Raw genomic sequence first — 26,290 nt, forward strand, 5'->3', positions numbered from 1 at the left:
GGGTTGCCCCCTGTGAGATACGGTAGTCGCTTAGCGCAAGGGAGTTTAGCTCAGCTGGGAGAGCATCTGCCTTACAAGCAGAGGGTCAGCGGTTCGATCCCGTTAACTCCCATAGGTCCCGTAGTGTAGCGGTTATCACGTCGCCCTGTCACGGCGAAGATCGCGGGTTCGATTCCCGTCGGGACCGTTCGAAATATCTAGGAGATATTTCGAAGTTGGAAATAGAGTAAACGAAAGTTTGCGACATATTTACGACTCGTTAGCTCAGTTGGTAGAGCAATTGACTTTTAATCAATGGGTCGCTGGTTCGAGCCCAGCACGAGTCATATGCGGGTTTGGCGGAATTGGCAGACGCACCAGATTTAGGATCTGGCGCTTTCAGGCGTGGGGGTTCAAGTCCCTTAACCCGCATATGGAAATACTAATAGGCCGGCTTAGCTCAGTTGGTAGAGCATCTGATTTGTAATCAGAGGGTCGCGTGTTCAAGTCATGTAGCCGGCATTTAGAATAGGTTGCGAACGTAGTTCAGTGGTAGAACACCACCTTGCCAAGGTGGGGGTCGCGGGTTCGAATCCCGTCGTTCGCTTTGAGAGGCCGGGGTGGCGGAACTGGCAGACGCACAGGACTTAAAATCCTGCGATGGCAACATCGTACCGGTTCGATTCCGGTCCTCGGCATGGACTTTATAGAAGCACCCTTAGCTCAACTGGATAGAGTACCTGACTACGAATCAGGCGGTTAGAGGTTCGAATCCTCTAGGGTGCATAACTCGCTTAATGATCACATTAGGGGAGCTTTATTTTTAATGATAGCGGGAAGTAGCTCAGCTTGGTAGAGTACTTGGTTTGGGACCAAGGTGTCGCAGGTTCGAATCCTGTCTTCCCGATTGATATTTTGGCGGTGTAGCTCAGCTGGCTAGAGCGTCCGGTTCATACCCGGGAGGTCGGGGGTTCGATCCCCTTCGCCGCTATTTACTCTTGTTTGCTGGACCTTTAGCTCAGCTGGTTAGAGCTCTCGGCTCATAACCGAGCGGTCGTAGGTTCAAGTCCTACAAGGTCCATAATTGGAGGATTACCCAAGTCCGGCTGAAGGGAACGGTCTTGAAAACCGTCAGGCGTGTAAAAGCGTGCGTGGGTTCGAATCCCACATCCTCCTTTCATTCATTTGGGATGGAGTAGCTAGGACTTGAGGCTCTTAGGTTCAAATTCAGGTCCCGCAATAATCTTATGGCTCGGTAGCTCAGTTGGTAGAGCAATGGATTGAAGCTCCATGTGTCGGCGGTTCGATTCCGTCTCGCGCCATTATTTACTTGTCCAAGTATATGTTCTTGGGCGCGTAGCTCAGATGGTTAGAGCGCACGCCTGATAAGCGTGAGGTCGGTGGTTCGATTCCACTCGTGCCCATTATTTTCAATAAATGGAGAATTACTCAAGAGGCTGAAGAGGACGGTTTGCTAAATCGTTAGGTCGGGTAACTGGCGCAAGGGTTCGAATCCCTTATTCTCCGTAATGAACGAGATTATCATTTGATACTCTCGTTTTATTGTATCTTGTTGGAGGAGTTATGAATAAATTTTCTAAATTGTTGATTGCAATTTCTGTTTTTCTCTTATTATCTTTTTCGTTGTTGTTTTTAACTTTTTCAAAGGGAGCAGAATTACCAGTGGTAAATTCTGCTGTAAATGCCTTAGTAAGTCCCATTCAAACCTTTTTATCTGTACCTACTCGTTTTTTCTCTGAACAACAATCATCTATTTCTGATTTATTGGCTACTTATGAAGAAAATAAGGATTTAAAACAATCCTTGCTTTCTGTGCAAGATTTTGCAAATGAGAATACTAGTTTGAAAGCTGAAAATGAATCATTAAGAAAGAGTTTGGAAATGGCTTCGGCTTTTCCAGAAAAGTCCTATATTCCAGCTTCTGTTTTGGTAAGAACGCCTGCTTCATGGTCAGAACATTTGACGATAGATGTTGGTCAGAATTCGGGTGTCTCTGAGAATGCTCTTGTTCTTGCGAATGGAGGCTTGGTTGGTGTTGTTAGTTCCCTTGATGCTAACTCATCAGTTGTAAAATTATTTACTAATGCTGATGAATTTACAAAACTTCCTGTAAAGATTACAATCAATTCGAAAGATGTCTATGGCATTCTATCTGGCTTTGACTTGGATTCTAATAGTTTTATCGTCAATCAGTTGAACGCTACGGATGATATTGCTGTCGGTAGTAATGTGGTGACAAGTGATTTGGCTGGTGCAACTCCTGCAAATGTTCAAATTGGTAAGGTTCGTTCGGTCAAGTCTAGTAGCAATAATCTAAATCGCGAGCTGTATGTAGAGCCTTCGGCAAGCTTTTCAGCTATTTATTCAGTATTAGTAGTGGGACAATCAGATGCACAATAGAGTTTTAGAATTTTTCATGTTTCCTGTTCTACTTTTTATCTTATTGATAGATGGTCAAGTATCAACCCTTTTGTCAAATATGTCTGTAGGTCTATTTGCCATATCTAGCCATATTTTGCTCATGTTTGCTATTTTTTATGCAAACTATGTTCCCTTATCTATTTCTTTAGTTGTTTTTGCACTTTTGGGCTTAGTTTATGATGTTGTTTATCTTGGCTTCATTGGGATGGCAACAACTACTCTGCCCTTGGTTATTTTTTGTATTTATTTTTATTTTCAAGGTGTGGGAAGTAAGAGGGCAATCAATTTATTGATTTTATTGGTTTCAATTTTTCAGTTTGAATTCATTAGTTATTTATTTGCTCGTGTTTTTCAGATGACAAACCTGTCTGTTTTCATCTTTGTTTTTAACAAATTACTGCCTAGTCTATTGTTTAATCTTATTTTATTTTTACTTATCCAGCCTGTGTTAGAGCGTATTTTTGGAATTACAAATAAGACATAGAAATGTAATAATTGCGTAATATACTTACGCAATTTTTTTGTTAAAATGGTATAGTCAGAAAGTATAGAGGAGTTAGTATTAGTTTATGAAGAAAAAAATCTTAGCTACATTACTGTTAAGCACAGTCGTTCTTACAAGTTTGAATGATGTGGCTGTGATTGTTGCGAATGATATTGATAGTCAGATTGCAGCTAAAAATCAACAAATTAGTGAACTTACAGCTCAACAAGCAGAAGCTCAACAACAGGTTGATGTTATCCAAGGGCAAGTAGATGAGATTGTTGCTGAACAGGCAAAATTGACAGAAGAGAATACACGTTTGGAGGCTGAATCACAGGCTTTGGCTGCTGATATTGAGCGTCTATCGGCAGATATTGTTTCACGCGATGGTGCTTTGAAGGAACAAGCTCGTAGTGCTCAAACAGATGCATCTGCATCTAGCTATATCAACACGATTTTGGACTCTAAATCAATCGTGGATGCTGTATCGCGTGTCAATGCCATGCGTGAGATTGTTGCTGCTAACAACCGTATGTTAGAACAACAAAAGACGGATAAAGAAGTTATTGTAGAAAAACAAAAGGCAAACCAGGAAGCAATCAATACTTTAGCAGCTAACCGTCAGAAATTAGAAGACGACGCCCAAATCTTGCAGGTTCGTCAGGCAGAATTACAAGTTGCTCAATTAAATCTTGCGGCTCAAAAAGCAACTGCTGAAGATGAGAAAAATTCTTTGCTTGAGCAAAAAGCTGCTGCTGAAGAAGCAGCACGTCAGGCTGCGGCGCGTCAGGCAGAATATGAAGCTCAACAACGTGCCTTAGCAGCACAACAGGCTGCATCAGTTGCGGCTCCAGTAGTAGCTGCATCAGAAACTGCTCAGGCAGCAGTGGCTAGTGAGCCTGTTGTTACACCAACTGTTTCTACTCCAGTGGTATCCTCTTCATCTGGTTCAGGTAGCTCAGCAGCAGCTCGTAATGCTAGCTTTGATGCTTCATCTTACCCGGTTGGTGAATGTACTTGGGGTGTTAAATCACAACTTTCATGGGTTGGTCCATACTGGGGTGATGCGAAACACTGGTTAGCTTCTGCAGCTGCGGAAGGTTTCCGTACAGGTTCTACTCCACAGGTTGGAGCAATTGCGGTATGGACTGGTGGCTACTATGGTCACGTTGCGGTTGTTACTGCGGTTGAATCTTCTACAAGTATTCAAGTTGTAGAGTCTAACTATATGGGTCGTCGTTATATTGGCAACCACCGTGGTGGCTACTTCAATCCAACAACAACTTCAGAGGGTGCTGTTTATTACATTTATCCTCCATATTAAGATTTTTCATAGGGGCGTAGTGAAACTGCGCTCTATTTTTGTTTGAAAAATGAAAGAAAAAGCGTTAGAATAGTAAAGGTAGAAATATAGAGGAGGCTGTCATGGCGTTTACTGACTTAAAATTGTTCGCTCTTTCGTCAAATCAAAAGTTAGCTGAACAGGTGTCGAAAAAAATAGGAATTCCTTTGGGAAAATCAAGTGTTCGTCAATTCTCAGATGGTGAAGTTCAAGTAAATATTGAAGAATCAATTCGTGGAACCCATGTCTTCATTCTTCAGTCAACTAGCTCACCTGTTAATGATAATTTAATGGAAATTTTGATTATGGTAGATGCCCTAAAACGTGCATCTGCTGAATCAGTAAACGTAGTAATGCCTTATTATGGCTATGCACGTCAGGATCGGAAAGCTCGTGCTCGTGAGCCAATCACTTCTAAATTAGTAGCCAATATGTTGCAGACTGCTGGTGTGAATCGTTTGTTAACCATTGACCTTCATGCTGCCCAAATTCAAGGTTTCTTCGATATTCCGGTGGACCATCTGATGGGGGCTCCTTTGATTGCTGATTATTTTGAACGTCGTGGTATGGTTGGTGATGGCTATGTGGTTGTTTCACCAGACCATGGTGGTGTGACACGTGCCCGTAAATTAGCACAATTCTTGAAAACACCGATTGCGATCATTGATAAACGCCGTAGTGTTGATAAGATGAATACGTCGGAAGTCATGAACATTATTGGCGATATTAAAGGCAAGACCTGTATCTTGATTGATGACATGATTGACACTGCTGGTACCATTTGTCATGCGGCAGATGCTTTGGCGGAGGCAGGTGCAACGGCTGTTTATGCATCATGTACCCATCCTGTTTTGTCAGGACCAGCTATGGATAATATTACAAAATCAGCAATTGAAAAATTGGTTGTTTTGGATACAATCGAAATTCCCCAGGAACGTTTGATTGATAAGATTGAACATATTTCAACAGCAGATTTGTTGGCGGATGCTATTATTCGTATCCATGAAAAACGTCCACTATCACCTTTGTTTGAAACTAGAATTGCTAAATAATAAGTTGGAAGAGCCTGATGGCTCTTCTTTTTGGTATAATGTTCTTATATAAGTAATGAGAGCGTTAAGAAAAGCGTATGATGTTAGGAAATCTGTGAGGAAGTCGGTAGGACTTTAAGGGGATTTATCTACATCACTAGCTTTTTAGTTCGCATACAATTATGAGTTTAAGGGAGCCGGCTATGAAGTTACATGACCGTTTTAATAAAAATTTGAATCGCATTGAGGTTTCAATGATTCGTCAGTTTGATCAGTCCATTTCAGACGTTCCTGGGATTTTGAAACTGACCTTGGGAGAGCCTGATTTTACAACGCCAGACCATGTTAAAGAGGCAGCCAAGGCTGCCATTGATGCTAACCAGAGCTATTATACAGGGATGGCTGGTCTTTTGGAGTTGCGTCAGGCTGCGGCGGAGTTTGTGGCAGAAAAATACAACTTGCACTACAATCCAGAAAATGAAATCCTCTCTACAATCGGTGCAACAGAGGCTTTGTCAGCCAGTTTAGTTGCAATTTTGGAAGCTGGAGATACGGTACTTCTACCTGCCCCTGCCTATCCTGGTTATGAGCCGATTGTCAATATGGTGGGAGCAGACATCGTTGAAATCGATACGACGGCAAATGATTTTGTGTTGACACCTGAGATGTTGGAAGAGGCGATTATTGCCCAGGGGGACAAGCTAAAAGCGGTCATTCTAAACTATCCTGCCAATCCAACGGGTGTGACTTATTCACGAGAACAAATTCAAGCTTTCGCGGATGTTTTGCGTAAGTACCCTATCTTTGTCTTGTCGGATGAGGTTTATGCGGAGTTGACTTATACTGGTCAGCCTCATACTTCGATTGCGGAATTTTTGCCAGAGCAGACCATTTTGATTCAGGGTTTGTCCAAGTCCCATGCCATGACAGGTTGGCGGATTGGCTTGATTATGAGTCAGGCTCCCATCATCGCTCAAATTATCAAGAGCCATCAGTATCTTGTGACAGCGGCGTCAACTGCTATGCAGTATGGTGCAGTTGAGGCCCTGAAAAATGGTAAGGATGATGCTCTGCCAATGCGGGCGGAGTATATCAAGCGTAGGGATTACATCATCGAGAAGATGACGGACTTGGGCTTTGAGATTATTAAGCCTGATGGTGCGTTTTACATCTTTGCAAAAATCCCTGCGGGTTACAATAAAGATTCCTTTAGTTTCTTACAGGACTTTGCGAGAAAGAAAGCGGTGGCCTTTATTCCAGGTGCAGCCTTTGGCCAGTATGGGGAGGGCTATGTGAGGATTTCCTATGCAGCAAGTATGGAGAAAATTCAAACAGCCATGGCTCGTTTGAAGGAATATCTAGAAGAAAATGGAACGAATTGAAACTAGAGGATTAGTCCTTTACAATCGGAATTTTCGAGAAGATGACAAGCTGGTCAAGATTTTTACAGAGAAGGCTGGCAAGCGAATGTTTTTCGTGAAACATGCCTCTAAGTCCAAGTTGGTAGCTTCTATCCAACCTTTGACCTATGCGGATTTTATCGTTAAAATCAATGATGATGGTCTGTCTTATATTGAGGACTTTCATCAGGTAGAGCCATTTAAGAATATTAACGGTGATATTTTTAAACTTAGCTATGCTACCTATATCTTGGCCTTGGCAGATGCGGCCTTGCAGGACAAGGTCTATGACCCAGCTCTTTTTGCATTTTTGGTCAAGACTTTAGACTTGATGGAGTCGGGTCTGGATTATGAAATTTTAACCAATATCTTTGAAATTCAGCTATTGGGTCGATTTGGTGTTAGTTTGAATTTTCATGAGTGTGCTTTCTGCCATCGTGTTGGTTTGCCTTTCGACTATTCCTACAAGTATAGCGGGGTCCTGTGTCCGCAGCACTATCAGGAAGATGAGCGACGGGCTTATCTGGATCCCAATGTACCTTATCTACTTGATCAATTTCAGGCTATTTCCTTTGATGAGCTGGAAACCATTTCCATCAAGCCTGAGATGAAGCGAAAATTACGGCTCTTTATTGACCAACTTTATGAAGAATATGTGGGTATTCACTTGAAATCCAAGAAATTTATAGATGATTTGTCTTCTTGGGGGCAGATTATGAAGTCAGAAGAATAAGAACAGCCTTCTCAATGGAGAGGGCTGTTTTGTAGATAATCTGTTAATTCTGTTTGGGCTTGGTGTGGTGTCAGGACAGCTAGGAAGGAGAGGTGGCTTCGGAAGCAGACTTGGTAGTCAGGCTCTTCATCAATCAGGATGAGTTGTCCAGTGTCATCCCGCTGGCGAATGGTTTTTGCTACCTTCATTCCATCCCAGAATATATTTTGAGGGGTATTTATGATAAAATAGTAGTTAATTTGATGGGCGACGGGAAAATCTTCCTTGTGTTTAACTTGGAAGGGTCGCCCAAGTTGGTTTAAAATCCTTTCTATCGTGTTTGGATAGAAGAATGGTTTTAGGATATAAATCATGTAGGTTCCTTTCCTTTCTTTGATATATCTTAGTATAGGAAATTTTAGAGAAAATGGGGTGGAGCTGTCATGAACAGTCTTTATTTTGTCATGAATGGGGGATGAGATGTTACGGATTTTTATCTTGGAAGATGATTTTATGCAACAAGCTAGGTTGGAGCAGGCGATTGAGGAAGTTGTAAAAACGAGTGACGTTGCCTACAAGACCTTGGAAGTATTTGGTAAACCTCAGCAGTTACTTGAGGCTGTGACAGAGACTGGAAATCATCAGCTCTTTTTCCTAGATATTGAGATTAGGGGTGAGGAGAAGAAAGGGATGGAGATTGCACGGGATATAAGAGCGCGTGATCCGCATGCTGTGATTGTTTTTGTGACGACGCATTCGGAATTTATGCCTTTGACCTATAAATACCGTGTGTCAGCTCTTGATTTTATTGATAAGGGGTTGGATGAGCTTGCCTTTAAGGAAGCGGTAGCAGATGTTCTCCAACATGCTTATAGTCATATCCGTCAGACTGTGAGCGATGATGCTTTTGTTTTCAAGAGTGAGTTTTCTCAAATTCAGGTTCCTTTTTCAGATATTTTGTATTTTGAAACCTCTTCAACGCCTCATAAGGTCGTCTTGACAACCAAGTCAGGTCATACAGAGTTTTATGGCAAGGTGTCGGATATTGCTAAAACGGATGAACGCTTGTACCAGAGCCATCGGGCTTATGTGGTCAATCCTGCTAATATTCTTCGTGTGGATGCTGTGGAGCGGATGGTTTATTTTGAACAGGAGGAATCTTGCTTGGTCTCTCGAATGAAACTGAAAGGTTTGCTGGAGAGGGTGGGTAAATGATAGCGATTGTTCTCATTTTTCTAGTGTCCTTCATCGATTGGTTTATCAAGCTTGGAGTGTTTAATCAGTTGAGTCAGCTGAGCTTGAAATGGTGGCGATTGCTTGCTTTCTCAGGTCTATTTTCTGGGTTATTCATCCTTTTTCCAGATAGTATTCCTTACCTTGAACCCTTTTATTTCCTGGTCTATCTCTTGGTGTTTCAGCGGTCTTGGACTTGGTCTCAATCCTTGTTCTACGGTTTGGCACCTTTTGTCTTGGTTGATTTATTTCAGCGAACCTTTGGGATTTACCAGCTTAAGTGGACAACATTTCAACTATGGCAGACGAATCTGGAATGGCTTGATATTCTCTTTGTGGTAGTGGTCCTTTTGCTCTTTATTCCTTTTTATCGAACCTTTATCCGTTTGCTGGGAATTGATTTTCAGCACATGAAGAAGGTCTTTGCTTACCCTAAGTTTAAAAAGAGTCTCAAGAACCTAATTTATTCTATGCTCTTCTATGTTGTTGTGGTGCATGCGTTGCTCGTTTTTGGGCAATCAGTAGGCGAAATGGACTTTTCGGTAGCTATTGGCATAGGGGACAGTCAGGTTTATCTAGATTTTATTAAGATTTACTTTGCTTACTTTATTGGTAGTCTCTTTTTCCTCAATACCAAGCTAAAAGAGCAGTTGACTGAGGAATTGCAGGAGGCCAAGGATACTCAATTATCTTCTTTAGAAGACTACAGTCAGCATGTGGAAAGCCTGTATAAGGACATTAGAAGTTTTCGACATGATTATACCAATATCTTGGTCAGTCTCAATGAAGCTATCAAGCAGGAAGATGTCAGTGAAATCAAGGCAATCTATCAAACGGTATTAGCAGGGACAGACCAGAAATTTTATCAAGATGCCTATGATATTGGAAATCTAGCTCATCTGGATAATACTGCGATGAAAAGTATTTTATCTGCTAAGCTGATGGAAGCTCAAAGTCGGGGGATTCAGCTGACCATTGAGATAGAAGAAGCCAGCACCGCTCCAGTAGGAATCGAATTGCTGGATATGGTGACTATCCTATCAGTCTTTTTAGACAATGCCATAGAGGCAGCCAGTTTGTCAGCTGAGAAGAGTCTGCTTGTGGCTTATTTTGAAGACCAAGGTGAAAAAATCCTTATCATTGAAAATAGCACAGCGGAAGAACGGATTCAAACAAAATCTATCTTTTCTTATGGAAAATCCAGTAAGGGAGAGGGGCGAGGGATTGGTTTGGCCAATGTGCAGAAAATCCTGTCACACTATCCGTCTATTAGACTGGTGACGACTAGTCAGGCTTTTCGATTCCGTCAAGAACTACATGTGCCACAGACGGTTGAAATATAACATTTACCGTTCATGACAAATAAACGACCATTCATTAGAGTGGTCATTTTTTATTGCTCTTTTGGGGTATACTCTTCTTGTAAAATAAATCAATACTCTTAGAAAATCAAAATCAGGCGTTGTTGACTTGATTTGATGACTGAAAAGCTCCAGTGGAGGTTTTCAGCCTGTTACTTGAAAATATGAAAAGTAACAGAGTTCTATCTGCACCATATAGACACGAACGATGTTCGCTCTATTTCCAACCTCCAAAGGTTCCCCAAACCTTTGGAGCTAGCCTGATTTTGATTTTCATTGAGTAGTAGTCCTAAGGAGTTAAATTATGAATCTGTTTCCTTCAGTATTTCAATCCGTTTTTAAAAGACGTGATGTGAATATTCTTTTAGCCTTTGCCTTCTTGCCCTTGTTGGTAACTAGCTTGGCTGGTATAGGAGCTCAAATCAACACAGATGTGGCAAGTAGTTGGCTTTCCTTTATCGTGTCGGCTTTGGAGTTGCAATTCCAGTTGGTCTTACCTGCCTTAATCATGGGTTTTATCGTATCGTCGGTCTTTCGTGATGAGATTGGTTCAGGAATCCTGTTTCTTTACAAGGATATCAAGAAATCTAGTATTCTTCATGCCAAGTTACTCAGTCTCTTTGCTGTCTATTTGATTTACTTCTTGGGGACGGTTCTTATCGCTAGCCTGACCTATGTCGTTACAATTGCTCCCCGGTATGGTTTTCACTGGCTTCCTGCTCATCAAGCTGCTTATAGTTGGCTCTATATCTTGACGATGATTGGCTTAAATCTGATTTTAATCAGTCTGGTAGTGGCAGTATCCATCAAGCGAACAACCTTACTGGCTGTCTTGACTGGGGTACTTTTTAACATTTTTGCTCAAATCGCTCCACTTTTAAATGGTTTTCGCTATACTTTCCCACAGACCTATGCGACCAAACTGGCTGGACAGTTTCCATTTGGACTTGCTCTTGCTATTAGTCTAGGTTTGCTCCTGCTATATTTTGGATTAGCCTATCGTTCGGTACGCAAGAATTTTGAAAAAATTGAATATTAAAAGATATCTAAGAAAGAGAGAATAACAATGCTTACAATCAAGAACCTATCAAAACAATTTGCTGGAAATGACTTTTACTCATTGAAAGATGTGAGTTTGGAGATTAAAAAAGGTGAAATAGTTGGCCTGATCGGTAAAAACGGAGCTGGGAAATCTACCTTGATGAAATTGATGGCCAAATCCCTCAAGCCGACAACAGGAACCATTACCTATAATGGTGTGGATATTCATACGGCAGATAACTTGCTCAAGGATTTTGGGATTATGATTGACCCTGTTTTCTATCCAGAGATGTCGGTTATTGATAATTTGAAGTTTTACCTTACTTTGCATGGTCGGACAGAGATGTTTCCAAATATTGAAAAGACTCTCAAGCTCTTAGACTTGTGGGAGGCTCGCAATCGTAAGCCAAAAGGGTTCTCATTTGGTATGAAACAGCGGACGGCTTTGGCTATCGCGATGGTAGCAGAGCCAGACTTCCTCATCTTGGATGAGCCTTTCGTGGGCCTGGACCCTGTCGGTGTCCAACAGTTGATCGATATTCTCAAGTCTTGGTCACAGGAGCGCAATATCTCTATGCTGATTTCCAGTCACCAGCTTGGCGAGTTGGAAGCTCTCTGTGAGCGCTATGTCTATATCGAAAAAGGTCAGTTGGCAGATGAGTTTGCTGGGCAGTTAGCTCCAAGCGTCTTGGTAGAGGTCAATAGCAGAGCAGATAAGGAAGCTCTCTCAGCTTATCTGACAGGGACGATTACTCTGGATGGGGATGTCCTAGAGATTTCCACTCAGGCAAGTAGTGGAGAACTCAATGCTGTCCTAGCCTACCTAGCTAGTCAAAACTTGATCAGCAAGCTTCATGTAAAAGAAAACCACTTGAAAGAAATTTTTAGTCGAGGTGAATAATATGTTAGCAATTTTTAAACCTGTTTTTGTCAGTGTTTGGAAGAGGAAGGAAACCAAGATTTTCCTTGCCTTTGCCCTCCTCTTTCCGACTCTTTTTCTGGCTTCAACCTTTTTACCAAAAGGTTCCAACTTCATGGTGCCTGGTGCAAGTGACGGCTATCTTTATTCATTTGTAGCTTTGACTGGTAGTTTATTTAAGTCTTCAAATGACTTTACTCTACCTATCCTTGCCCTTTTCTATCTAACCTATACAGTCTTCAAGGGTGAGGCGGATAGTCATACTATGTTTCTCTATAAGGACATCAAGCGTCAGGACATCTTTTGGGCCAAGGTCTTGAGTCTGGTGACGATTGTCCTTATTTATACAGGAATCTTCCTATTGGTGATGGTGCCTTATTACTACACACGTTTTGGACATATGGATTATGCTACCTTGACTTTCTGGGATCAACTGGCGGATGAAAATGCAGGGTTTGTTCAAAGTATCCTTGGTGGCATGCTAGATATGTTGGTCTGTGTCTTGCTGGCTGCTTGTGTTTCCTTGTACTCAGGGGTCGGAGCGACTATGGCAGTTGCCTTTGGTTACTCACTTGGGTCAAGTATTTTAGGTGTATTTGGTTTGGCTAGTTTCTTTCCAACTGGTAACATTAATGCCTTGTATGAAGGAGCAAGCCTGTTTTCAACATTAGGAACATCTGTTTTGGTTACTTTGGTTTATTCGACAGTATTAGCCTATCTGACCTTAAAGTATTTTAAAAAGATGGAATTTTAAGATCTTATTCCCTTTCTTGCTGTGAGAAGGGGGATTTTTGTTTTGCTCTGCTATTTTCAATAATAGGAAAAAAGCTGAAATCGTGCTATAATATCTCTAAGACTAAAGTGAAGGAACTAGATAGATGAAACGTATTGCAGTAGATGCTATGGGTGGGGACCACGCCCCTCAGGCAGTGGTAGAAGGTGTCAATCAAGCTTTGGCTACCTTTCCAGATATTGAAATTCAGCTCTATGGCGATGAGGCAAAAATCAAGCAGTATTTGACAGCGACAGAACGTGTCAGCATCGTCCATACGACTGAGAAAATCAATTCAGATGATGAGCCTGTCAAGGCCATTCGTCGGAAGAAAGAGGCTTCTATGGTCCTAGCGACCAAGGCTGTCAAGGATGGCCAAGCAGATGCGGTCTTGTCAGCTGGAAATACAGGTGCTCTTTTGGCGGCAGGCGTCTTTGTGGTCGGTCGGATCAAGAACATCGACCGTCCTGGTCTTATGTCTACCTTGCCGACTATGGACGGTAAGGGATTTGATATGATGGACTTGGGGGCAAATGCTGAAAATACAGCTCATCACCTCTATCAGTATGGTATTCTCGGCTCATTTTACACGGAGCACGTGCGTGGTGTCAAACAACCTCGTGTGGGACTTTTGAACAACGGTACGGAAGATACCAAGGGCACGCCAGTTCACCAAGAAGCCTATAAACTTTTGGCGGAAGACAAGTCGATTAACTTCATCGGAAATGTGGAGGCGCGTGAGTTGCTCAACAGTGTGGCGGATGTGGTCGTGACGGATGGTTTCACGGGAAACGCTGTGCTGAAAACAGTCGAAGGGACTGCAAAATCCATCGTCGGTCAGTTGACTGGCTCAATCAAGAATGGTGGTCTGCGTGCTAAATTGGGTGGTCTTTTGGTCAAGCCAACCTTGAAAAAAGCCTTGGGGGCTATGGACTATAAAACTGCAGGGGGAGCTGTCTTGCTTGGTCTGAAAGCACCTGTCATAAAGGCCCATGGATCCAGCGATGCTCAATCAATTTTCTACACTCTTAAACAGACGCGTTCAATTTTGGAGGCCGGTATTGTGGATAAATCAGTTGCCAAATTTTCTGTAGTGGAGGAAGACAATGAATAGAGAACAAGTCTATCAGCGGGTTGTTGAATTGATTCAAGATGAAAAAGGTGAGGATTTCAATGTTCAACCTGAGTCTACCTTGGCCGATAATATTGCTGCAGATTCGGTGGAAATCATGGAATTTGTCCTGACCTTAGAGGATGAGTTTGGAGTAGATGTGCCGGATGCGGCCATTGAACGCTTTGAAACCCTATCTGATATTGTGGATTTTATTTATGAAGAATTACAAAAACGTTCGTAGTTTACGGGCGTTTTTCTTTTTATTCGACAGTATTTTAGATTTTTGTTTGTTAACACGAATATTGTGTGATAGAATAAACGAAAAGACTAGAATATTTTACGAAAGGCGAACATTCTCATGAAAACAGACCTTCTCTATTCAGGAAAAGCCAAAGACATCTACGCTACGGCTGATAGTGACCAGATTGTTGCGGTTTATAAGGATCAGGCGACGGCTTTTAATGGTGGTAAGAAAGAACAGATTGTAGGTAAGGGCCGGCTCAATAATCTGATTTCATCTTTGATTTTTGAAAAGTTGAATGCTGTAGGTGTCCAAACACATTTCATCAAGCGCTTGTCGGATACGGAGCAGTTGAATAAGAAGGTGGAGATCATTCCTCTTGAGGTGGTTTTGCGAAATGTGACAGCTGGGTCTTTCTCAAAACGCTTCGGTGTGGAGGAAGGGATTGCCTTATCTACTCCTATCGTGGAATTTTACTATAAAAAAGATGAATTAGACGATCCTTTTATCAACGATGAACACATTGCTTTCCTTAATCTAGCTAGTTCAGAAGAAATTGCCTATATCAAGGAAGAAACAAGACGAATCAATGGGTTCTTGAAGGACTTGTTTGCGCAGATTGGGCTGACTTTGGTGGACTTCAAGCTAGAATTTGGGGTCGACTCGTCTGGTCAGATTTTATTGGCGGATGAGTTTTCGCCTGATAATTGTCGTTTGTGGGATGCGGATGGCAACCATCTGGACAAGGATGTTTTCCGTCGGGGTCTCGGGGAATTGACCGAGGTTTACGAGGTCGTATTGGCAAAGTTACAAGAAGTGAAGTAAGGATTGGAAAAATGGCGAAGCGGATTTTTGTTGAGAAGAAGGCGGATTTTCAGATTAAGGCGGAGGCTCTTCGCAAGGAGTTGACCCATAATTTACAGTTGACAAGTTTGATGAGTGTACGTCTGGTGCAGGTGTACGATATTTTCAATCTTGAGGAGGACTTGCTGGAGCAGGCGATCAAGCATATCTTTACCGAGCAGGTGACGGACAAGGTCTTGTCAGAAGCTGAGCTTGACTTGGAGGGGGCTGCTTATTTTGCGATAGAGGCTCTTCCTGGGCAGTTTGATCAGCGGGCGGCCAGCAGTCAGGAGGCCCTTCTCTTGTTGGGCAGTCGTCAGGAGGTGCGTGTCAATACAGGTCGGCTTTACATCTTGAATGGCAATGTGCAGGAAGAAGAGTTAGCTGCTATCAAGAACTATTTGCTCAACCCTGTGGATTCACGTTTCAAGGACTTGGATGCTCCTTTGGTGGCCCAGGAGTTTTCGGTGTCAGATGCGACTATTCCAAACTTGGACTTTTTTGATAGCTATGGGACAGAGGAATTTGCGTCTTACAAGCGTGAGGCTGGCTTGGCTATGGAAGTGGAAGATTTGCTCTTCATTCAGGACTACTTCAAGTCAATCGGGCGAGTGCCAACTGAGACAGAACTCAAGGTCTTGGATACCTATTGGAGTGACCACTGCCGTCATACGACTTTTGAAACCGAATTGAGGTCTATTGACTTTTCAGCTTCAAAATTCCACAAGCAACTGCAGGCGACTTATGACAAGTATCTGGCTATGCGAACAGAGTTAGGTCGGACAGACAAACCGCAGACGCTTATGGATATGGCGACGATTTTTGGTCGTTACGAGCGGGCAAACGGACGTCTGGATGATATGGAAGTGTCGGACGAAATCAATGCTTGCTCGGTGGAGATTGAAGTGGATGTGGACGGCGTGAAAGAGCCATGGCTCCTCATGTTCAAGAATGAGACCCATAATCACCCAACAGAAATCGAGCCTTTTGGTGGAGCCGCAACCTGTATCGGTGGAGCCATTCGTGATCCTTTGTCAGGACGTTCCTATGTCTATCAGGCCATGCGGATTTCAGGTGCGGGTGATATTACCCAGCCTCTGACAGCTACTCGCCCAGGGAAATTACCACAGCAAATCATTTCTAAAACAGCAGCACATGGTTATTCTTCATACGGTAACCAAATCGGTCTTGCGACCACCTATGTACGTGAATATTTCCACCCAGGCTTTGTCGCTAAACGTATGGAGTTGGGTGCCGTAGTCGGTGCAGCTCCAAAGGAAAATGTGGTCCGTGAAAAACCAGTCGCAGGCGATGTGGTCATCTTGTTAGGAGGCAAAACAGGTCGCGACGGTATCGGTGGAGCAACAGGTTCGTCCAAGGTACAGACAGTCGAGTCTGTCGAAACAGCTGGTGCGGAAGTCCAAAAAGGAAACGCTATTGAAGAACGCAAAATCCAACGCTTGTTCCGCAATGGTGACGTGACTCGCTTGATTAAAAAATCCAATGACTTCGGTGCAGGCGGTGTCTGCGTAGCCATTGGGGAACTGGCAGACGGTCTTGAAATCGACTTGGACAAGGTACCGCTTAAGTATGCAGGCTTGAACGGAACGGAAATTGCTATTTCGGAATCACAAGAGCGGATGAGCGTCGTTGTTCGTCCTCAAGATGTCGATGCCTTCATCGCAGCCTGCCGTCAGGAAAATATCCATGCGGTTGTCGTAGCTAAAGTCACTGAAAAACCAAACTTGGTCATGACCTGGAATGGACAGACCATTGTTGATTTGGAACGTTCCTTCCTTGATACCAACGGGGTGCGCGTGGTGGTGGATGCCAAGGTCGTTGACAGCCCTGTCAACTTGCCAGAAAGACGTACAACATCTGTCGAAACACTACAGGAGGACTTGAAAGACCTTCTTTCAGACCTCAACCATGCTAGTCAGAAAGGTTTGCAGACGATTTTCGACTCATCTGTTGGTCGTTCAACCGTCAACCACCCTCTCGGAGGACGTCACCAGCTGACACCGACAGAAAGTTCTGTGCAGAAACTACCTGTCCAACACGGCGTGACGACGACGGCTTCTGTCATGGCTCAGGGCTATCATCCCTATCTGGCAGACTGGTCTCCTTATCACGGGGCTGCCTATGCGGTCATTGAAGCGACAGCTCGCTTGGTGGCAACAGGGGCTAACTGGTCCAAGGCTCGCTTCTCCTATCAAGAATACTTCCAACGCATGGACAAGCAGGCGGATCGTTTCGGCCAGCCAGTAGCGGCCCTGCTTGGTTCGATTGAGGCTCAGATTCAGCTTGGCCTACCATCTATCGGTGGCAAGGACTCCATGTCTGGTACTTTTGAGGACTTGACAGTTCCGCCGACCCTGGTTGCCTTTGGTGTGACCACGGCAGACAGCCGCAAAGTCCTCTCGCCTGAGTTCAAGGCGGCTGGTGAGCACATTTACTACTTACCAGGTCAGATTTTGTCCGAAGATATTGATTTTGCCCTGATCAAGTCTAATTTTGAGACTTTTGAAAAATGGCAGAGCGATTATGTGATTACGGCTGCTAGTGCAGTCAAGTATGGTGGTGTTCTAGAAAGCCTAGCCCTCATGTCCTTTGGAAATCAAATCGGAGCAAGAGTCGAACTTGCAGATCTTGAAACTAGCTTGACAGGTCAGCTTGGCGGCTTTGTCTTCACATCGACAGAAGACATTCCAGATGCTGTAAAAATTGGACAAACCACTGCTGACTTTACACTCCTTGTCAACGGTGTCAACCTAGCTGGACAGGATTTGCAGGCAGCCTTTGAAGGCAAACTAGAAGAAGTATATCCAACAGAATTTGAACAGGCGACGGAGTTGCAGGATGTTCCGGCAGTCACAAGTTCAGCGGTTATAAAAGCAAAAGAAGCCGTTGAGGTTCCTGTAGTTTACATTCCAGTCTTCCCAGGTACCAACTCAGAATATGATTCTGCCAAGGCCTTTGAACAGGCTGGTGCCAAGGTTAATCTGGTGCCATTCGTGACTTTGGATGCAGAGAGTATTGAAAAATCAGTTGACACTATGGTTGACAATATTGCTAAGGCACATATTCTTTTCTTTGCAGGAGGATTCTCGGCTGCGGATGAGCCAGACGGGTCTGCCAAGTTTATTGTGACCATCCTACGAAACGCCAAGGTCCGCTCTGCTATTGACCAATTTATAGAAAAAGGTGGCCTCATCATCGGTATCTGTAATGGTTTCCAGGCCCTTGTCAAATCGGGCTTATTGCCGTATGGAAACTTTGAGGAGGCAGGTGAAACCAGTCCGACCCTCTTCTACAACGATGCCAACCAGCACGTTGCCAAAATGGTGGAAACGCGGATTGCCAATGTCAACTCACCATGGTTGGCAGGTGTCCAGGTCGGTGATATTCACGCTATTCCAGTTTCCCACGGGGAAGGAAAATTTGTGGTGACGGACGAGGAATTCGCTATCTTGCGGGATAATGGGCAAATTTTCAGCCAATACGTTGACTTTACTGGTCAGCCAAGCATGGATTCTAAGTACAATCCAAATGGATCCAGCCATGCCATTGAGGGTATTACCAGCCGCAACGGTCAGATTATCGGGAAAATGGGGCATTCGGAGCGGTACGAGGACGGTCTTTTCCAAAACATTCCAGGTAAGAAAGACCAAGGGCTCTTTGTTTCAGCGGTTCGCTATTTTACAGGAAAATAAATATGACATACGAAGTTAAATCACTCAATGAAGAGTGCGGTGTTTTCGGTATTTGGGGACATCCACAGGCTGCTCAGGTTACTTATTTTGGGCTCCATAGTTTGCAGCACCGTGGACAAGAAGGGGCAGGGATTTTAGCCAATGATGGTGGGCATTTACGTCGCCATCGTGGAACTGGCCTGATTGCAGAAGTCTTCAAAAATCCAGCAGATTTAGAAGCCTTGACAGGAAGGGCTGCTATTGGTCATGTCCGCTATGCAACTTCTGGCTCTGCTTCTATCAATAATATCCAGCCCTTCCTCTTTGATTTTGCAGATATGCAGGTGGGTTTGGCACACAATGGGAATTTGACCAATGCGGTTAGTTTGAAGGCTGAACTTGAAAAAAATGGTTCTATTTTCTCTTCTTCTTCCGATACGGAAATTCTCATGCACTTGATTCGCCGCAGTCACAATCCAGATTTTATGGGCAAAATCAAGGAAGCCCTCAATACTGTTAAAGGTGGTTTTGCCTACCTGATTATGCTGGAAGACAAGCTGGTCGCAGCTCTGGATCCAAATGGCTTCCGACCACTTTCAATAGGCAAAATGAAAAATGGTGCTTGGGTTGTTGCTAGTGAGACCTGTGCTTTTGAAGTAGTGGGGGCTGACTGGGTTCGAGATGTGGAGCCTGGTGAAATTGTCGTCATTGATGATTCAGGAATTCAATATGATAGCTATACAAGGGATACGCAACTGGCAGTTTGCTCCATGGAGTATGTCTATTTTGCCCGCCCAGATTCCGTCATTCATGGTGTCAATGTCCATACAGCCAGAAAAAACATGGGACGTCGTTTGGCCCAGGAATTTCAACAGGAAGCAGACATTGTCGTTGGTGTGCCCAACTCCTCCCTATCTGCTGCTATGGGATTTGCAGAAGAGTCTGGCTTGCCAAATGAAATGGGGCTGATCAAAAACCAGTATACCCAGCGGACCTTTATTCAACCGACCCAGGAATTGCGGGAGCAGGGTGTGCGCATGAAGTTGTCAGCCGTTTCAAGTGTTGTCAAAGGCAAGCGCGTGGTTATGATTGACGACTCTATTGTTCGCGGTACAACTAGCCGCCGCATTGTCCAGCTTCTTCGTGATGCAGGGGCAAAAGAAGTCCATGTGGCTATCGGTAGCCCAGAACTCAAGTACCCGTGTTTCTATGGCATTGATATTCAGACCCGTCGGGAGCTGATTTCAGCCAACCATACTGCTGAGGAAGTTTGTGAGATTATCGGGGCAGACAGTCTGACCTACCTTTCTCTTGAGGGGATGATTGAGGCTATCGGTATTGAAACAGACGCTCCAAAAGGCGGGCTCTGCGTAGCCTACTTCGACGGAGAATTTCCAACTCCTCTTTATGATTACGAGGAAGAATACCTCCGAAGCCTAGAAGAGAAAACGAGTTTTTATATTGAAAATGTCAAGTAAGTAACAGAGGTGTCAATGTTACTTGACAGACCTGTAAACTGTTGAAAGGAATCAAAATGACAAATAAAAATGCCTACGCCCAGTCGGGCGTTGACGTCGAAGCGGGATATGAAGTTGTCGAACGCATCAAGAAGCACGTAGCTCGGACAGAACGCCTGGGTGTTATGGGAGCCCTTGGTGGTTTTGGCGGGATGTTTGACCTGACTAAACTGGATGTCAAAGAGCCGGTCTTGGTATCAGGAACAGACGGCGTCGGCACCAAGCTCATGCTGGCGATTCAGTACGACAAGCACGACACCATTGGTCAGGATTGCGTGGCCATGTGTGTCAACGACATCATCGCAGCAGGTGCGGAGCCACTTTACTTCCTCGACTACATCGCGACAGGAAAAAACGAACCAGCCAAGCTGGAGCAGGTGGTGGCCGGTGTGGCTGAAGGCTGTGTCCAAGCTGGTTGCGGCCTGATTGGCGGTGAAACGGCTGAAATGCCTGGTATGTACGGAGAGGATGACTATGACCTGGCTGGCTTTGCCGTCGGCATTGCGGAGAAGTCCCAGATTATCGACGGCAGTAAGGTCCAGGAGGGCGACATTCTCCTCGGCCTAGCTTCCAGCGGCATTCACTCCAACGGCTATTCTTTGGTCCGTCGCGTTTTTGCAGATGTTTCTGGCGACGCTCTGTTGCCAGAGTTCAATGGCAGAGCTCTAAAGGATGTTCTCTTAGAGCCGACACGTATCTATGTCCAGCAGGTATTGCCTTTAGTAAAAGCAGGGCTAGTCAACGGTATTGCCCATATCACAGGCGGTGGTTTCATCGAAAATATTCCCCGTATGTTTGCTGATAATCTTGCGGCTGAGATTGAAGAAGATAAGATTCCAGTCCTCCCAATCTTTACGGCCCTTGAAAAATATGGCCACATCAAACATGAAGAAATGTTTGAAATCTTCAATATGGGTATCGGAATGGTCCTGGCTGTCAGTCCAGACAAGGTTGACAGCGTCTGTCAACTAGTTGACGAGGAAGTTTACACCATTGGTCGCATCATCGCCAAGGAAGATAAGAGTGTGGTCATCAAATGAAACGAATAGCAGTGTTTGCATCAGGCAACGGCTCCAATTTCCAGGTCATCGCAGAGCAGTTTGAAGTAGACTTTGTCTTTTCAGACCGTAGAAACGCCTATGTCTTGGAACGAGCTGAAAAACTAGGGGTTCCTGCCTTTGCTTTTGAATTAAAAGAGTTTGCAGATAAGCAGGCCTACGAAGAAGCCATTATCCAACTGCTAGACCAGCACCAGATTGACTTGGTGGTCTTGGCAGGCTATATGAAGATTGTGGGACCAACCCTGCTGGCTCAGTATGAAGGTCGGATCATCAATATCCACCCCGCCTACTTGCCTGAATTTCCAGGAGCCCATGGGATTGAAGATGCCTGGCAGGCTGGCGTGTCTGAAAGTGGCGTAACAGTCCACTGGGTTGACAGTGGCATTGACACAGGACAAATTATCCAGCAAGTCCGAGTGCCCCGATTGGCTGATGATACTTTAGAAACCTTTGAAGCCAGAATACATGAAGCAGAATACCAACTCTATCCAGCAGTCTTGGAGGAGTTGGGGGTAGTGAGAAAATAAGGAGAAATCATGACAAAACGTGCGTTAATTAGCGTATCTGACAAGGCGGGCATTGTAGAGTTTGCCCAAGAATTGACCAAGTTTGGTTGGGAAATTATCTCCACCGGTGGTACCAAGGTTGCCTTAGATCAGGCTGGTGTGGGCACTATTGCCATTGACGATGTGACAGGTTTTCCTGAGATGATGGATGGCCGCGTCAAGACCCTGCACCCCAAAATTCACGGGGGCTTGTTGGCTCGTCGGGATTTGGACAGCCATTTGCAAGCAGCTAGCGACCATGAAATCGGCTTGATTGACTTGGTGGTGGTCAACCTTTATCCCTTCAAAGAGACCATCTTGCGTCCAGACGTGACCTACGACTTGGCGGTGGAGAACATCGACATCGGCGGGCCGTCTATGCTTCGTTCAGCAGCCAAAAACCACGCCAATGTAACCGTTGTGGTGGATCCGGCAGATTATCCGACGGTTTTAGGGGAAATTGCAGAGCAGGGTGAGACGACCTACTCAACGCGTCAGCGATTGGCTGCCAAGGTCTTCCGACACACCGCAGCCTACGATGCCCTGATTGCAGATTATTTCACCAAGCAAGTCGGTGAAGACAAGCCTGAAAAATTAACCATTACTTACGACCTCAATCAGCCTATGCGTTACGGAGAAAATCCTCAACAGAATGCGGATTTCTACCAAAATGCCCTTCCAACAGCTTATTCCATTGCCTCTGCTAAACAGTTAAATGGCAAGGAATTGTCTTTCAATAACATTCGTGATGCGGATGCGGCCATTCGGATTATCCGTGATTTCAAGGACCGTCCAACTGTTGTGGCTCTTAAACATATGAATCCTTGTGGTATCGGACAGGCAGAAACGATTGAACAGGCTTGGGATTACGCTTATGAGGCTGACCCAGTATCGATTTTCGGAGGCATCGTCGTGCTGAACAGGGAAGTAGATGCTGCGACGGCTGAAAAGATGCACCCGATTTTCTTAGAAATCATCATCGCACCGAGCTACTCGGCAGAAGCACTAGCTATTTTGACCAATAAAAAGAAAAATCTTCGGATTTTAGAGTTGGCTTTTGATGCACAAGATGCGAGTGAAGTTGAAAAGGAGTTCACAGGCGTTGTCGGCGGGCTCTTGGTGCAGGATCAGGACGTGGTGGTAGAAAGCCCAGCGGACTGGCAGGTGGTGACCGAGCGTCAACCGTCCGATCAGGAGTGGGCGGCCATGGAGTTCGCTTGGAAGTCCTCCAAGTACGTCAAGTCCAACGGCATCATCATCACCAATGACAAGATGACTTTGGGCGTGGGACCGGGGCAAACCAACCGTGTAGCGTCCGTCCGTATCGCCATCGAGCAGGCCAAGGACCGTTTGGAAGGAGCTGTTTTGGCGTCGGATGCCTTCTTCCCATTCGCTGATAACGTGGAAGAAATCGCTGCGGCAGGCATCAAGGCTATCATTCAGCCAGGTGGCTCCGTCCGTGACCAAGACTCCATTGATATGGCTAACAAGTACGGCTTGACCATGGTCTTTACAGGAGTCAGACATTTTAGACATTGAGAAATTTGCTCACCTCGTGTGAGCTTTTTCCATTCCCGAACATTCTTCTGTTCTTTCTATCAAAATCCGTCTGTTTTTGCTATACTATTCATAGAAAATCCGTTTTTGAGGTGTAAAAAATGAAACTTTTGGTTGTTGGGTCTGGTGGTCGTGAACACGCTATTGCAAAGAAGTTGTTAGAGTCTGAGCAGGTAGAACAGGTCTTTGTCGCTCCTGGAAATGACGGAATGACTTTAGACGGAATTGAGTTGGTTAATATCGGAATTTCCGAACATTCTGCTCTCATCAACTTTGCCAAGGAAAATGACATTGCCTGGACTTTTGTTGGTCCAGACGATGCTCTGGCAGCAGGTATCGTTGATGATTTTGAACAGGCGGGACTAAAAGCTTTTGGTCCCAGTCGTCTCGCCGCGGAGCTGGAGTGGTCAAAAGACTTTGCCAAACAAATCATGGTCAAATACGGCATTCCAACAGCAGCCTTTGGCACATTTTCCAACTTCGAAGAAGCCAAAGCCTACATCGAAGAGCAGGGGGCTCCAATCGTGGTCAAGGCGGACGGCTTGGCACTGGGCAAGGGCGTGGTCGTGGCGGAAACCGTCGAGCAGGCGGTCGAAGCGGCACGGGAGATGCTCTTGGACAACAAGTTCGGTGACTCGGGTGCCCGCGTGGTCATCGAGGAGTTCTTGGCGGGCGAGGAGTTTTCCCTCTTTTCCCTGGTCAACGGCGACCAGTTCTACATCCTGCCGACAGCCCAGGACCACAAGCGTGCCTTTGACGGCGACCAGGGGCCTAACACAGGTGGCATGGGGGCCTACGCTCCTGTTCCCCACCTGCCTCAAAGCGTGGTGGACACAGCGGTTGACAACATTGTCAAGCCCATTCTGGACGGCATGATTGCGGAAGGGCGGTCTTATCTTGGCGTGCTCTATGCTGGCTTGATTCTGACCGACCAAGGTCCCAAAGTCATCGAGTTTAACGCCCGTTTCGGCGACCCAGAAACCCAGATTATCCTGCCTCGCCTGACCTCTGACTTTGCTCAGAACATCGACGACATCCTCCACAAACGCCCGACCCAGCTGACCTGGCTGGATAGCGGCGTGACGCTGGGCGTTGTCGTGGCTTCAAACGGCTACCCACTGGACTACGAAAAAGGCGTAGAGTTGCCAGCGAAGACTGAAGGCGACATCACGACCTACTATGCAGGGGCTCGTTTTGCGGAAAATAGCAGAGCACTGCTCTCAAACGGCGGTCGAGTTTATATGCTGGTCAACACAGCAGACACCGTCCAAGAAGCCCAAGAAAAAATTTACTCAGAGCTGAAAAATCAGGATATAACAGGCCTCTTCTATCGGACAGATATTGGAAGTAAGGCCGTGAAATAAGGGATAAAGAAAAGGAAGTACAAGCATGAACATTCCAATTTCCATCATCATGGGCTCTAGCTCCGACTGGAAAACCATGAAAAAAGCAGCAGATGTGCTGGATAAATTTGGCATAGCCTACGAAAAGAAAGTGGTTTCTGCCCACCGCACACCAGACCTCATGTTCCGTCACGCCGAGGAAGCACGTGGCCGTGGCATCAAGGTCATCATCGCAGGAGCGGGTGGTGCGGCTCATTTGCCAGGTATGGTAGCAGCCAAGACGACCCTGCCTGTCATCGGTGTTCCCGTCCAATCTCGTGCCCTCAGCGGTGTGGATTCCCTCTATTCTATCGTGCAGATGCCGGGCGGTGTGCCTGTTGCGACCATGGCAATCGGTGAAGCAGGTGCGACCAATGCAGCTCTGACAGCTCTTCGCATTCTCTCTATTGAAGACCAAACCATTGCAGCTCAGCTGGCAGACTTTGCCAAGGAGCAGGAAAAAATTGCGGAGGCGATGACAGATGACCTCATCTAAGACAATCGGAATTATCGGTGGCGGTCAGCTAGGGCAGATGATGGCTATTTCCGCTATTTACATGGGTCACAAGGTTATCACGCTGGATCCTGCGGTGGACTGCCCAGCTTCCAAGGTCAGCGAGGTCATCGTCGCTCCCTATCACGATGTAGCGGCTCTCAAACAGCTGGCGGAGCGGTGTGATGTCCTGACCTACGAGTTTGAAAATGTCGATGCCGACGGACTGGACGCGGTCATCAAGGACGGCCAACTCCCTCAGGGGACAGACCTGCTCCGCATTTCCCAGAACCGCATTTTTGAAAAAGAATTTCTTGCAAAAAAAGCAGGTGTACAAGTCGCTCCTTACAAAGTTGTCACTTCTAGCCTGGATTTAGAAGGCTTGGATCTTTCTAAGCGGTATGTCTTGAAGACTGCTACCGGGGGATATGATGGACATGGTCAAGTTGTGATAAAGTCGGCTGCATCAGTCCTGATGGCAAACAAATTAGCTAATTCTGCCGAGTGTGTCTTGGAAGAGTTTGTGAATTTCGACCTGGAAATCTCCGTCCTTGTGTCTGGGAATGGCTCCGACTACACAGTCTTTCCTGTGCAGGAAAATATCCACCGCAATAATATTCTTTACAAAACTATCGTGCCTGCCCGTATTTCAGATGAACTAGCTGAAAAAGCCAAAACAATGGCCTTGCAAATCGCGGACAAGCTTCAATTAGCAGGCACCCTTTGTGTTGAAATGTTTGTGGCAGGTCAGGAAATTCTTGTGAATGAGATTGCCCCTCGACCACACAATTCAGGACATTATTCCATTGAAGCCTGTGATTTTTCACAGTTTGATACCCATATCCGAGGCATTTTAGGGGAGCCTCTACCTCCTATCCGCCTGCTCTCTTCAGCTGTCATGATTAACGTCCTCGGACAAGACATGGAAGCCATCCAAACCTTTCTTCAAGAAAACCCTACCGCCCATCCCCACTTTTATGGTAAACTAGAAGCGAAGCACAATCGCAAAATGGGACATGTGACGGTGTTGACGGATGACGTTGAGGTGGCCTTGTAGTAGTATGGTTACAGTATCAATGCTATTTAGTTGCTAGCTTTGCATTGATGTTTTATTTATGGAATTAAATCG

23 protein-coding genes and 15 tRNA genes are annotated in these 26,290 nt (G+C 45.2%); 37 read left to right on the forward strand and 1 reads right to left on the reverse strand.

Annotation, left to right across the window (positions count from 1 at the left end; all coding sequences use genetic code 11):
• Nucleotides 1-39 precede the first annotated feature (39 nt).
• From C1E58_RS01110 to recO, 21 genes are all read left to right on the forward strand, one after another.
• Nucleotides 40-112, forward strand: a tRNA-Val gene (locus C1E58_RS01110).
• 2 nt (nt 113-114) lie between these two features.
• A tRNA-Asp gene (locus C1E58_RS01115) sits at nt 115-187 on the forward strand.
• Between the two features lie 66 nt (nt 188-253).
• Nucleotides 254-326: transfer RNA gene (locus C1E58_RS01120), tRNA-Lys, on the forward strand.
• 3 nt (nt 327-329) lie between these two features.
• Nucleotides 330-411 (forward strand) — tRNA-Leu (locus C1E58_RS01125).
• 17 nt (nt 412-428) lie between these two features.
• Nucleotides 429-501, forward strand: a tRNA-Thr gene (locus tag C1E58_RS01130).
• Nucleotides 502-514: 13 nt separating this feature from the next.
• Nucleotides 515-586, forward strand: a tRNA-Gly gene (locus C1E58_RS01135).
• A 7-nt stretch (nt 587-593) separates the two neighbouring features.
• Nucleotides 594-677 (forward strand) — tRNA-Leu (locus C1E58_RS01140).
• 14 nt (nt 678-691) lie between these two features.
• A tRNA-Arg gene (locus C1E58_RS01145) sits at nt 692-765 on the forward strand.
• 47 nt (nt 766-812) lie between these two features.
• A tRNA-Pro gene (locus C1E58_RS01150) sits at nt 813-886 on the forward strand.
• A 10-nt stretch (nt 887-896) separates the two neighbouring features.
• Nucleotides 897-970: transfer RNA gene (locus tag C1E58_RS01155), tRNA-Met, on the forward strand.
• 16 nt (nt 971-986) lie between these two features.
• Nucleotides 987-1,060 (forward strand) — tRNA-Ile (locus C1E58_RS01160).
• A 5-nt stretch (nt 1,061-1,065) separates the two neighbouring features.
• Nucleotides 1,066-1,155: transfer RNA gene (locus C1E58_RS01165), tRNA-Ser, on the forward strand.
• Nucleotides 1,156-1,228: 73 nt separating this feature from the next.
• Nucleotides 1,229-1,301, forward strand: a tRNA-Phe gene (locus C1E58_RS01170).
• 28 nt (nt 1,302-1,329) lie between these two features.
• Nucleotides 1,330-1,403, forward strand: a tRNA-Ile gene (locus tag C1E58_RS01175).
• A 15-nt stretch (nt 1,404-1,418) separates the two neighbouring features.
• Nucleotides 1,419-1,506 (forward strand) — tRNA-Ser (locus tag C1E58_RS01180).
• A gap of 57 nt (nt 1,507-1,563) precedes the next feature.
• The gene (gene mreC / locus C1E58_RS01185) at nt 1,564-2,400 is read left to right on the forward strand and encodes a rod shape-determining protein MreC (RefSeq protein WP_105209047.1); all 837 of its coding nucleotides are present in this window, start codon (nt 1,564-1,566) and stop codon (nt 2,398-2,400) included.
• Nucleotides 2,390-2,905, forward strand: coding sequence for a rod shape-determining protein MreD (gene mreD, locus C1E58_RS01190; RefSeq protein WP_105209048.1), 516 nt, complete (start codon nt 2,390-2,392; stop codon nt 2,903-2,905). The genes mreC and mreD overlap by 11 nt, the downstream gene beginning before the upstream one ends.
• Before the next feature lie 85 nt (nt 2,906-2,990).
• The gene (gene pcsB, locus C1E58_RS01195; RefSeq protein WP_105209049.1) at nt 2,991-4,229 is read left to right on the forward strand and encodes a peptidoglycan hydrolase PcsB; all 1,239 of its coding nucleotides are present in this window, start codon (nt 2,991-2,993) and stop codon (nt 4,227-4,229) included.
• 101 nt (nt 4,230-4,330) lie between these two features.
• Nucleotides 4,331-5,299, forward strand: a complete 969-nt coding sequence (locus C1E58_RS01200) for a ribose-phosphate diphosphokinase (protein ID WP_105209050.1) — start codon at nt 4,331-4,333, stop codon at nt 5,297-5,299.
• 182 nt (nt 5,300-5,481) lie between these two features.
• Complete coding sequence (locus C1E58_RS01205) at nt 5,482-6,660, forward strand: pyridoxal phosphate-dependent aminotransferase (RefSeq protein WP_105209051.1); 1,179 nt, start codon at nt 5,482-5,484, stop codon at nt 6,658-6,660.
• Entirely contained in the window at nt 6,647-7,411 is a 765-nt protein-coding gene (gene recO, locus C1E58_RS01210) for a DNA repair protein RecO (RefSeq protein WP_105209052.1), read from the forward strand. Before C1E58_RS01205 ends, recO begins: the two co-directional genes overlap by 14 nt.
• Before the next feature lie 11 nt (nt 7,412-7,422).
• On the opposite strand, the gene C1E58_RS01215 is transcribed toward recO, so the two are convergent.
• Nucleotides 7,423-7,764: a hypothetical protein gene (locus tag C1E58_RS01215; RefSeq protein WP_105209053.1), complete on the reverse strand. Its 342-nt coding sequence runs from the start codon at nt 7,762-7,764 to the stop codon at nt 7,423-7,425.
• A 106-nt stretch (nt 7,765-7,870) separates the two neighbouring features.
• Here C1E58_RS01215 and C1E58_RS01220 point away from each other — a divergent pair, with 106 nt between their 5' ends.
• The 16 genes from C1E58_RS01220 (at nt 7,871) to purK (ending at nt 26,218) form a co-directional block, all read left to right on the forward strand.
• A complete protein-coding gene (locus tag C1E58_RS01220) occupies nt 7,871-8,605 on the forward strand; it encodes a response regulator transcription factor (protein WP_105209054.1) in 735 nt (244 codons plus the stop codon).
• Entirely contained in the window at nt 8,602-9,966 is a 1,365-nt protein-coding gene (locus C1E58_RS01225; RefSeq protein ID WP_105209055.1) for a sensor histidine kinase, read from the forward strand. Before C1E58_RS01220 ends, C1E58_RS01225 begins: the two co-directional genes overlap by 4 nt.
• A 322-nt stretch (nt 9,967-10,288) precedes the next feature.
• The gene (locus C1E58_RS01230) at nt 10,289-11,023 is read left to right on the forward strand and encodes a hypothetical protein (RefSeq protein ID WP_105209056.1); all 735 of its coding nucleotides are present in this window, start codon (nt 10,289-10,291) and stop codon (nt 11,021-11,023) included.
• A 27-nt stretch (nt 11,024-11,050) separates the two neighbouring features.
• Nucleotides 11,051-11,926, forward strand: a complete 876-nt coding sequence (locus C1E58_RS01235) for an ABC transporter ATP-binding protein (RefSeq protein ID WP_105209057.1) — start codon at nt 11,051-11,053, stop codon at nt 11,924-11,926.
• 1 nt (nt 11,927) lies between these two features.
• Nucleotides 11,928-12,698 (forward strand): hypothetical protein, encoded by a 771-nt coding sequence (locus C1E58_RS01240; protein WP_105209058.1) that lies wholly within the window; start codon nt 11,928-11,930, stop codon nt 12,696-12,698.
• A gap of 124 nt (nt 12,699-12,822) precedes the next feature.
• Nucleotides 12,823-13,830, forward strand: coding sequence for a phosphate acyltransferase PlsX (gene plsX / locus C1E58_RS01245; protein ID WP_105209059.1), 1,008 nt, complete (start codon nt 12,823-12,825; stop codon nt 13,828-13,830).
• Nucleotides 13,823-14,071 carry a phosphopantetheine-binding protein gene (locus C1E58_RS01250; RefSeq protein WP_105209060.1) on the forward strand — a complete coding sequence of 83 codons (249 nt, stop codon included), beginning with the start codon at nt 13,823-13,825 and terminating at the stop codon, nt 14,069-14,071. The genes plsX and C1E58_RS01250 overlap by 8 nt, the downstream gene beginning before the upstream one ends.
• A 117-nt stretch (nt 14,072-14,188) precedes the next feature.
• Nucleotides 14,189-14,896 carry a phosphoribosylaminoimidazolesuccinocarboxamide synthase gene (purC, locus tag C1E58_RS01255; RefSeq protein WP_105209061.1) on the forward strand — a complete coding sequence of 236 codons (708 nt, stop codon included), beginning with the start codon at nt 14,189-14,191 and terminating at the stop codon, nt 14,894-14,896.
• 11 nt (nt 14,897-14,907) lie between these two features.
• Nucleotides 14,908-18,627 carry a phosphoribosylformylglycinamidine synthase gene (locus tag C1E58_RS01260; RefSeq protein ID WP_105209062.1) on the forward strand — a complete coding sequence of 1,240 codons (3,720 nt, stop codon included), beginning with the start codon at nt 14,908-14,910 and terminating at the stop codon, nt 18,625-18,627.
• 2 nt (nt 18,628-18,629) lie between these two features.
• On the forward strand, nt 18,630-20,084 hold the full coding sequence (gene purF, locus C1E58_RS01265; RefSeq protein WP_105209063.1) for an amidophosphoribosyltransferase: 1,455 nt from the start codon (nt 18,630-18,632) through the stop codon (nt 20,082-20,084).
• A gap of 56 nt (nt 20,085-20,140) precedes the next feature.
• Nucleotides 20,141-21,163 carry a phosphoribosylformylglycinamidine cyclo-ligase gene (gene purM / locus C1E58_RS01270; protein ID WP_105209064.1) on the forward strand — a complete coding sequence of 341 codons (1,023 nt, stop codon included), beginning with the start codon at nt 20,141-20,143 and terminating at the stop codon, nt 21,161-21,163.
• Complete coding sequence (gene purN / locus C1E58_RS01275) at nt 21,160-21,711, forward strand: phosphoribosylglycinamide formyltransferase (protein WP_105209065.1); 552 nt, start codon at nt 21,160-21,162, stop codon at nt 21,709-21,711. Before purM ends, purN begins: the two co-directional genes overlap by 4 nt.
• Before the next feature lie 9 nt (nt 21,712-21,720).
• Nucleotides 21,721-23,268: a bifunctional phosphoribosylaminoimidazolecarboxamide formyltransferase/IMP cyclohydrolase gene (purH, locus tag C1E58_RS01280; RefSeq protein WP_105209066.1), complete on the forward strand. Its 1,548-nt coding sequence runs from the start codon at nt 21,721-21,723 to the stop codon at nt 23,266-23,268.
• Between the two features lie 119 nt (nt 23,269-23,387).
• A complete protein-coding gene (gene purD, locus C1E58_RS01285; RefSeq protein WP_105209067.1) occupies nt 23,388-24,650 on the forward strand; it encodes a phosphoribosylamine--glycine ligase in 1,263 nt (420 codons plus the stop codon).
• Nucleotides 24,651-24,675: 25 nt separating this feature from the next.
• Entirely contained in the window at nt 24,676-25,164 is a 489-nt protein-coding gene (purE, locus tag C1E58_RS01290) for a 5-(carboxyamino)imidazole ribonucleotide mutase (RefSeq protein ID WP_105209068.1), read from the forward strand.
• Nucleotides 25,151-26,218, forward strand: coding sequence for a 5-(carboxyamino)imidazole ribonucleotide synthase (gene purK, locus C1E58_RS01295; protein WP_105209069.1), 1,068 nt, complete (start codon nt 25,151-25,153; stop codon nt 26,216-26,218). The genes purE and purK overlap by 14 nt, the downstream gene beginning before the upstream one ends.
• Nucleotides 26,219-26,290: the final 72 nt, after the last annotated feature.

This window comes from Streptococcus suis, assembly GCF_002964575.1.
GTDB lineage: Bacteria > Bacillota > Bacilli > Lactobacillales > Streptococcaceae > Streptococcus > Streptococcus suis_R.

What these genes read in the sequence shown, in the direction of transcription:
- mreC (WP_105209047.1), top strand. Translation starts at nt 1,564, where the DNA reads ATGAATAAATTTTCTAAATTGTTGATTGCAATTTCTGTTTTTCTCTTA.
- mreD (WP_105209048.1), top strand. Translation starts at nt 2,390, where the DNA reads ATGCACAATAGAGTTTTAGAATTTTTCATGTTTCCTGTTCTACTTTTT.
- pcsB (WP_105209049.1), top strand. Translation starts at nt 2,991, where the DNA reads ATGAAGAAAAAAATCTTAGCTACATTACTGTTAAGCACAGTCGTTCTT.
- C1E58_RS01200 (WP_105209050.1), top strand. Translation starts at nt 4,331, where the DNA reads ATGGCGTTTACTGACTTAAAATTGTTCGCTCTTTCGTCAAATCAAAAG.
- C1E58_RS01205 (WP_105209051.1), top strand. Translation starts at nt 5,482, where the DNA reads ATGAAGTTACATGACCGTTTTAATAAAAATTTGAATCGCATTGAGGTT.
- recO (WP_105209052.1), top strand. Translation starts at nt 6,647, where the DNA reads ATGGAACGAATTGAAACTAGAGGATTAGTCCTTTACAATCGGAATTTT.
- C1E58_RS01215 (WP_105209053.1), bottom strand. Translation starts at nt 7,764, where the DNA reads ATGATTTATATCCTAAAACCATTCTTCTATCCAAACACGATAGAAAGG.
- C1E58_RS01220 (WP_105209054.1), top strand. Translation starts at nt 7,871, where the DNA reads ATGTTACGGATTTTTATCTTGGAAGATGATTTTATGCAACAAGCTAGG.
- C1E58_RS01225 (WP_105209055.1), top strand. Translation starts at nt 8,602, where the DNA reads ATGATAGCGATTGTTCTCATTTTTCTAGTGTCCTTCATCGATTGGTTT.
- C1E58_RS01230 (WP_105209056.1), top strand. Translation starts at nt 10,289, where the DNA reads ATGAATCTGTTTCCTTCAGTATTTCAATCCGTTTTTAAAAGACGTGAT.
- C1E58_RS01235 (WP_105209057.1), top strand. Translation starts at nt 11,051, where the DNA reads ATGCTTACAATCAAGAACCTATCAAAACAATTTGCTGGAAATGACTTT.
- C1E58_RS01240 (WP_105209058.1), top strand. Translation starts at nt 11,928, where the DNA reads ATGTTAGCAATTTTTAAACCTGTTTTTGTCAGTGTTTGGAAGAGGAAG.
- plsX (WP_105209059.1), top strand. Translation starts at nt 12,823, where the DNA reads ATGAAACGTATTGCAGTAGATGCTATGGGTGGGGACCACGCCCCTCAG.
- C1E58_RS01250 (WP_105209060.1), top strand. Translation starts at nt 13,823, where the DNA reads ATGAATAGAGAACAAGTCTATCAGCGGGTTGTTGAATTGATTCAAGAT.
- purC (WP_105209061.1), top strand. Translation starts at nt 14,189, where the DNA reads ATGAAAACAGACCTTCTCTATTCAGGAAAAGCCAAAGACATCTACGCT.
- C1E58_RS01260 (WP_105209062.1), top strand. Translation starts at nt 14,908, where the DNA reads ATGGCGAAGCGGATTTTTGTTGAGAAGAAGGCGGATTTTCAGATTAAG.
- purF (WP_105209063.1), top strand. Translation starts at nt 18,630, where the DNA reads ATGACATACGAAGTTAAATCACTCAATGAAGAGTGCGGTGTTTTCGGT.
- purM (WP_105209064.1), top strand. Translation starts at nt 20,141, where the DNA reads ATGACAAATAAAAATGCCTACGCCCAGTCGGGCGTTGACGTCGAAGCG.
- purN (WP_105209065.1), top strand. Translation starts at nt 21,160, where the DNA reads ATGAAACGAATAGCAGTGTTTGCATCAGGCAACGGCTCCAATTTCCAG.
- purH (WP_105209066.1), top strand. Translation starts at nt 21,721, where the DNA reads ATGACAAAACGTGCGTTAATTAGCGTATCTGACAAGGCGGGCATTGTA.
- purD (WP_105209067.1), top strand. Translation starts at nt 23,388, where the DNA reads ATGAAACTTTTGGTTGTTGGGTCTGGTGGTCGTGAACACGCTATTGCA.
- purE (WP_105209068.1), top strand. Translation starts at nt 24,676, where the DNA reads ATGAACATTCCAATTTCCATCATCATGGGCTCTAGCTCCGACTGGAAA.
- purK (WP_105209069.1), top strand. Translation starts at nt 25,151, where the DNA reads ATGACCTCATCTAAGACAATCGGAATTATCGGTGGCGGTCAGCTAGGG.